Genomic DNA, 5968 nt, shown 5'->3' with positions numbered 1-5968 from the left:
ATCGACCTGTGGGGCGGCCGCGGCGCCGCCCCGGTAGCGCCGTGCGCCGTGCCGTGCGCGCCGCCCAGCGCGGCGGACCTCGCGGAGGAGGCGCCGCACATCGTGTTCACCCCGCTCGTGCGCGCGGTCGCGGAGCGGGTGCGCGCCGCAGCTCGCGACGACACACCGCTCGAGCTCGCCCGCGCCGCGTACGACTACGTGACCGAGCATATCTCGTACCGCTACCAGCCCTCCTACATCCAGCTCGACGCGATCCCCGATTCCTGCCTCTCGTCCGGCTACGGCGACTGCGGCGTAATGGCGCTCACGTTCATCGCGCTCTGCCGCTGCCTGGGGGTTCCCGCGCGCTGGCAGAGCGGTCTCTTCGCTGCGCCGCACGGCATCACGCCCCACGACTGGGCCATGTTCCATACGCCCGAGACGGGCTGGCGCTGGGCGGACTGCTCGTTCGGGGTCTCCGCGCGCCGCGCGGGCGACGAGGGGCTCCGCCGGTTCTACTTCGGCAACCTCGACCCCTGGCGCGCGGTCTTCAACCGGGCGTTTCGCGCCCCGTTCGACCCGGCGGGCACGGGCATGCGCCGCGACCCGTTCGACAACCAGATGGGCGAGGCGACGGTACACGGGCGCGGGGCCGATGCAGGCCAGATGACCCAGACAGTCGAGCTCATCGCCCTGCAGGAGCTTCCCTGGGGCGCGGCCGAGCCACCCCGTCCCGCGTAGAAAGGACCGAATGGGTTGGTTGGGGACGTGTTCCTTTCAACCCATTTCTTTCAACCCACGCCCCGTCCCGTGTAGAAAGGATCGAAGGATATGCACATCACATCACTGGACTACCGCGTCTACAGCATCCCCTTGCGCGAGCCGTTCAAGATCGCCCTGCGCGAGATCCGCGAGACGGAGGTCGTCGTCGTGCGCCTCGCCACGGACGCGGGGGTGTGCGGATACGGCGAGGCGGCGCCGGAGCCCTGCGTGACGGGCGAGACGCTCGGCACCGTGACCGCGGCGCTCGACTACCTCGCCCCGCTCCTCGAGGGCGCCGACCCCTTCGCCATCGAGCGGGCGCACCGGCTGATGGATGCGGCGCTCACGGGGAACACGGCGGCGAAGTGCGCCATCGACCTCGCCCTGTACGACCTCATGGGCAAGGCCGTCGGCATGCCCGTCTGGCGGCTCCTGGGCGGTGCGGACCCGCGCGTCCGAAGCGATATGACCGTCGGGATCGCCGAGCCCGCGCACATGGCCGCCTCCGCCCGCCGCTACGTGGAGGACGAGGGCTTCCGCATCATCAAGATGAAGGTGGGCATCGACCCCGTATCGGACGAGCGCGCCGTCGCGGCGGTGTCGGAGGCCATCGGCGGCCGCGCGGCGCTGCGCGTCGACGCGAACCAGGGCTATGCGCGCGCGACGGCGGCGCGCATGCTCGAGGTGTTCGCCGCGCACGGCGTCGAGGAGGCCGAGCAGCTCGTCGCGGCGGACGACCTCGAGGGGCTCGCATGGTTGCGCGGCCGCGCGCAGGGCGTGGCCATCATGGCGGACGAGGCGATCCATGCGCCGTCGGACGCGGCGCGCGCCTGCCGGTTGGGCGCGGTGGACAAGATCAACATCAAGCTCATGAAGTGCGGCGGCCTCTTCCCGGCGCTCGCCATCAACGCCGTGGCCGAGGCGAGCGGCGTGGGCTGCATGGTGGGCTGCATGCTCGAGACGCCCATCGCCATCAGCGCCGGGCTCGCGCTCGCCGCCGCGCGTGAGAACATCCGCGACACCGACTGCGACAGCTACCGGTACTACGCGCCCGATGCGGTCGCCATCGCGGGGAGCTTCGCGGAGGAGGGCGATACGGTCGTGCTCTCCGAGGAACCGGGCCTGGGCGTCCACGTCACTTGGTAGCGCCCCGCGATGCGAACGCGGTAGAATGAAAGCGTCCGTGCGCGCAGTGCGCGGACACCGGCTGTCACATCGCAAGGAGGCACCATGTCAACGATTCCCGCGCCCATCGACGCCACCCAGACGCCTGCCTGGAAGGCGCTGCAAGAGCATCACGATTGCCTGGTAGAGGAGGGTATCAGCCTCAAGGACTGGTTCGCCGCGGATCCCGAGCGCGTGGAGAAGCTCACCTTCGAGGCGGGCGACCTGCACATCGACCTCTCGCGCGACCTCATCACCGACGAGACGGTGCGTCTGCTGTGCGACCTCGGCCGCGCCGTGGGCGTCGAGGAGCGCCGCGACGCCATGTTCTCGGGCGCGCACATCAACACCACCGAGGACCGCGCCGTGCTGCATACGGCCCTCCGCCGCCCGAAGGAGCAGGCGGGCACGCTCATCGTCGATGGCCAGGATGTCGTGGCGGACGTGCACGAGGTGCTCGACCGCATGTACGCCTTCGCGGACAAGGTGCGCTCCGGCGCGTGGCGCGGCGTCTCGGGCAAGAAGATCGAGCACGTCGTCTCCGTGGGCATCGGCGGCTCCGACCTCGGCCCCGTCATGGTATACGAGGCGCTCAAGCCCTACGCGGACGCCGGCATCGATTGCCGCTACATCTCGAACATCGATCCGAACGACGCAGCGGAGAAGCTCGCCGGCCTCGACCCCGAGACGACGCTCGTGATCATCGTCTCCAAGACGTTCACCACGCTCGAGACCCTCACCAACGCGCGCGAGGTGCGCACGTGGATGCTCGACGCCCTCGAGCGCGCCGGCGCCATCGATGGCTCCGCCGAGAGCCGCGCCGAGGCCATCCGCAAGCACTTCGTCGCGGTGTCCACGGCCCTCGACCTCGTGGAGGAGTTCGGCATCGACCCGGAGAACGCCTTCGGGTTCTGGAACTGGGTGGGCGGCCGCTACTCGGTCGACTCCGCCGTGGGCCTCTCGCTCATCGTGGCGCTCGGCCCCGAGCGCTTCCAGGAGTTCCTCGACGGCTTCCGCGCCATCGACGAGTACTTCCAGCAGACCCCGCTCGAGGAGAACGTCGTCGCGCTCATGGGCCTCATGAACGTGTGGTACGTGAACTTCTTCGGCGCGGAGAGCCACGCGGTGCTGCCCTATAACCAGTACCTGCACCGCTTCCCGGCCTACCTCCAGCAGCTCACCATGGAGTCGAACGGCAAGGGCGTGCGCTGGGACGGCTCGGCGGTCACCTCGGCCACGGGCGAGATCTTCTGGGGCGAGCCCGGCACGAACGGCCAGCACGCGTTCTACCAGCTCATCCACCAGGGCACGCGCATGGTGCCGGCGGACTTCATCGCGTTCGTGAACACCCCGCACCCCGTGCGCGACGGCGAGCAGGACGTCCACGAGCTCTTCCTGGGCAACTTCCTCGCGCAGACGAAGGCGCTCGCCTTCGGCAAGACCGCCGACGAGGTCCGCGCCGAGGGCACGCCCGAGGAGATCGTGCCGGCGCGTGTGTTCACGGGCAACCGCCCCACGACCTCGATCTTCGGCGACACGCTCACGCCGTTCGCCTTGGGCGAGCTCATCGCCCTCTACGAGCACATCACGTTCGTGCAGGGCACGGTGTGGGGCATCGACTCCTACGACCAGTGGGGCGTGGAGCTGGGCAAGCAGCTCGCCAAGCAGATCACCCCGGCCTTCCATGACGACGCCGCCCTCACGGAGCAGGATCCCGCCACGCAGGCGCTCATCCGCTACTACCGCGCGCATCGCCGCTAGGCCTCGATGTCGAAGCGTCAAGAGACCGCGTCCGCCCCGACGGAGCCCGAGGGCTTCTTCGGGGCGGACGCCCCCGTCGCCATCGAGGACCGCGCACCGGGACCGCGCCTGCGCGGCGCCGGCGCCCGCTCGCCGCTCTTCTGGAAGCTCATGCTCGCCGCGATGGCGGTCATGTGGGGCTACTCGTTCTTCGTCATGAAGGACGCGCTCAACGCGGTACCCACGTTCACGCTGCTCGCGTGCCGCTTCCTCGCGTCGGCGCTCATCATGCTCGCGCTCTTCGGACGACGCATCGCCCGGCACTTCAACGCGCGGAACATCCTGGTGGGCGTGGCGATGGGCGTCGCGCTCGGCCTCGCCTACGCGCTCCAGACGCTCGGCCTCGTCGAGACGACGGCGGGGAAGAGCGCCTTCCTCACGGGGACGTACTGCATCCTCGTGCCGTTCATCAGCTTCTTCATGTCGCATGAGCCGCTCACGCGCTACAACCTCGGCGCGGCGGTGCTCTGCGTGGCAGGCATCGCGCTCGTGGCGCTCGACAGCCTCTCGATGAACCGCGGCGACGTGCTCACGCTCGCCGGCGCGGTGCTCTTCGCGCTCCAGATCGCGCTCGCCGCGCGCTTCGGGCGCGAGCTCGACGTCAACGTCATCACGTTCTGGATGTTTCTGACCGTCGGCGCGATGGACGCCGTGGCGGCCGCCGCGGTGGAGCCGCCGATCACGTCGTTTCCGTGGACGCCTGAGCTCGTGGGGACGATCGCCTTCCTCGCGGTGTTCTGCACCTGCATCGGCATGCTCATGCAGAACCTCGGCCTCGCGCACGTCCCGCCCGCGACGGGCTCGCTTCTGCTTTCGCTCGAGTCCCCGTCGGGCGTGCTCTTCTCCGTGCTGTTTGCGGGCGAGGTGCTCACTGTCCGGCTCGTGGTGGGCTTCGCCCTCATCTTCGCGGCCATCGTGCTCTCAGAGACGCATCTCGCGTTTCTGCGCCCGCTGCTGCTGCGCCCGTCCCGCCGGCGGTAGGGGAGGACGCGCGCCGGGCGTGCCCGGGCGCTCGCGCGCACCCGTGGAGCCGCTCGCCGAGTCGCCCGGTTGCGGCGCGCGGCGCATGCGTATACTAAGACGTAGCATAACAATATATGACGTATTCGAAAGGCGACCGCCATGCCGTCTGAACTCGACCATTCCTCGCAAGAGCCGCTATATCTGCAGGTCATCGAAGACATCCGCCGCGACATCGCCTCGGGGCTGTACCGCGCCGGCGAGAAGATCCCCTCCGAGCTTGAGCTGGGCGATATCTACCGGGTGAGCCGCATCACCGTGCGCAACGCCGTCAAGGTGCTCGAGAAGGAGGGCCTGCTCATCAAGCGGCAGGGCAAGGGGACGTTCGTCGCCGACGGGGGAGACCGCAAGGCGCCGTTCGAGAACGACGACATCGTGCGCAGCTTCACCAAGACCTGCGAGAACAACGGCGTCGTCCCGGGCGCGCGGCTCGTGTCCTGCGAGCGCGTGCTCCTGCCGCTCGACCGCGCCGGCTACTTCGGCGGGGCGGATGGCGGGGCGGCCGTGCGCGTCGTGCGCGTGCGCACCGCCGACGGGCTGCCGCTCATGGTGGAGGACAACCTCTTCGACCCCGTCAAATACCGCTTCCTGCTCGAGGAGGCGCTCGACGACTGCTCCATCTTCGAGCTCATCGAGCACAGGACCGGCCTCGTGCCGCGCAACGGCACGGACTGCGTGCTGAGCATGGAGCGCGCGGACGCCCAGCTCGCCGAGCTGCTCGATGTGGCGGAGAACGAGCCGCTCTTCACGGTGAGCGGTGAGTATTCCGACCAGTACGGTGAGCCCATGTTCATCGGCCTGCAGCATGTGGTGGGCAAGCACTACAGCTTCCGCCTCTGATGCCAAAATACCCCAGGGGTTATGTTACATGCGAGACCGCGCTCCGCGGCTGCCCGCGCATGTCAAAAAACCCCTGGGGTTATTTTACATTGTGTGGGCGGATTGTGATGAAAACATATAACGTTATATAACGTATCTACGTTTACCGTGAAAATCCTACCACTCACCGCTGTCCTATAACGTCATATAACCAATTTGGTATCGTGTGTTCAGCGAAGCACGCCGGAGCACGAGCCACGGGAGAACGGGTCGCGAGCCGGCAGCGACGCACTGCTTTCTGCATGACGACACGAGAAAGGAATGCTCATGGCAGAGACGGAGAAGGTCGAGATCATGAACTTCGACCAGGAGGGCTACCTCGAGGACGGCCGCGCGCTCGTCGAGACCGGCAAGCAGATGGCCG

At 68.4% G+C, this 5968-nt stretch carries 5 protein-coding genes; all 5 read left to right on the top strand.

The window, feature by feature from the left end; all coding sequences use genetic code 11:
• On the top strand, positions 1 to 720 hold a 720-nt coding region (locus tag BN423_RS10685; RefSeq protein WP_019238834.1), incomplete at its 5' end, for a transglutaminase-like domain-containing protein.
• Positions 721 to 810: 90 nt separating this feature from the next.
• Positions 811 to 1887, top strand: coding sequence for a mandelate racemase/muconate lactonizing enzyme family protein (locus BN423_RS03255; RefSeq protein WP_019238833.1), 1077 nt, complete (start codon positions 811 to 813; stop codon positions 1885 to 1887).
• Between the two features lie 84 nt (positions 1888 to 1971).
• On the top strand, positions 1972 to 3666 hold the full coding sequence (pgi, locus tag BN423_RS03250; RefSeq protein WP_019238832.1) for a glucose-6-phosphate isomerase: 1695 nt from the start codon (positions 1972 to 1974) through the stop codon (positions 3664 to 3666).
• Between the two features lie 6 nt (positions 3667 to 3672).
• Positions 3673 to 4686 carry a DMT family transporter gene (locus tag BN423_RS03245; protein ID WP_019238831.1) on the top strand — a complete coding sequence of 338 codons (1014 nt, stop codon included), beginning with the start codon at positions 3673 to 3675 and terminating at the stop codon, positions 4684 to 4686.
• A gap of 141 nt (positions 4687 to 4827) precedes the next feature.
• Positions 4828 to 5565, top strand: coding sequence for a GntR family transcriptional regulator (locus BN423_RS03240; RefSeq protein ID WP_019238830.1), 738 nt, complete (start codon positions 4828 to 4830; stop codon positions 5563 to 5565).
• Positions 5566 to 5968 lie beyond the last annotated feature (403 nt).

It is taken from the genome of Enorma timonensis, from assembly GCF_000321165.1.
Classification (GTDB): domain Bacteria; phylum Actinomycetota; class Coriobacteriia; order Coriobacteriales; family Coriobacteriaceae; genus Enorma.
This window is presented reverse-complemented; position numbering and strand designations above follow the sequence as displayed.

Bases quoted from the DNA above. Each gene is read 5' to 3' on its own strand.
- BN423_RS03255 (WP_019238833.1), top strand. From the start codon at position 811: ATGCACATCACATCACTGGACTACCGCGTCTACAGCATCCCCTTGCGC.
- pgi (WP_019238832.1), top strand. From the start codon at position 1,972: ATGTCAACGATTCCCGCGCCCATCGACGCCACCCAGACGCCTGCCTGG.
- BN423_RS03245 (WP_019238831.1), top strand. From the start codon at position 3,673: ATGTCGAAGCGTCAAGAGACCGCGTCCGCCCCGACGGAGCCCGAGGGC.
- BN423_RS03240 (WP_019238830.1), top strand. From the start codon at position 4,828: ATGCCGTCTGAACTCGACCATTCCTCGCAAGAGCCGCTATATCTGCAG.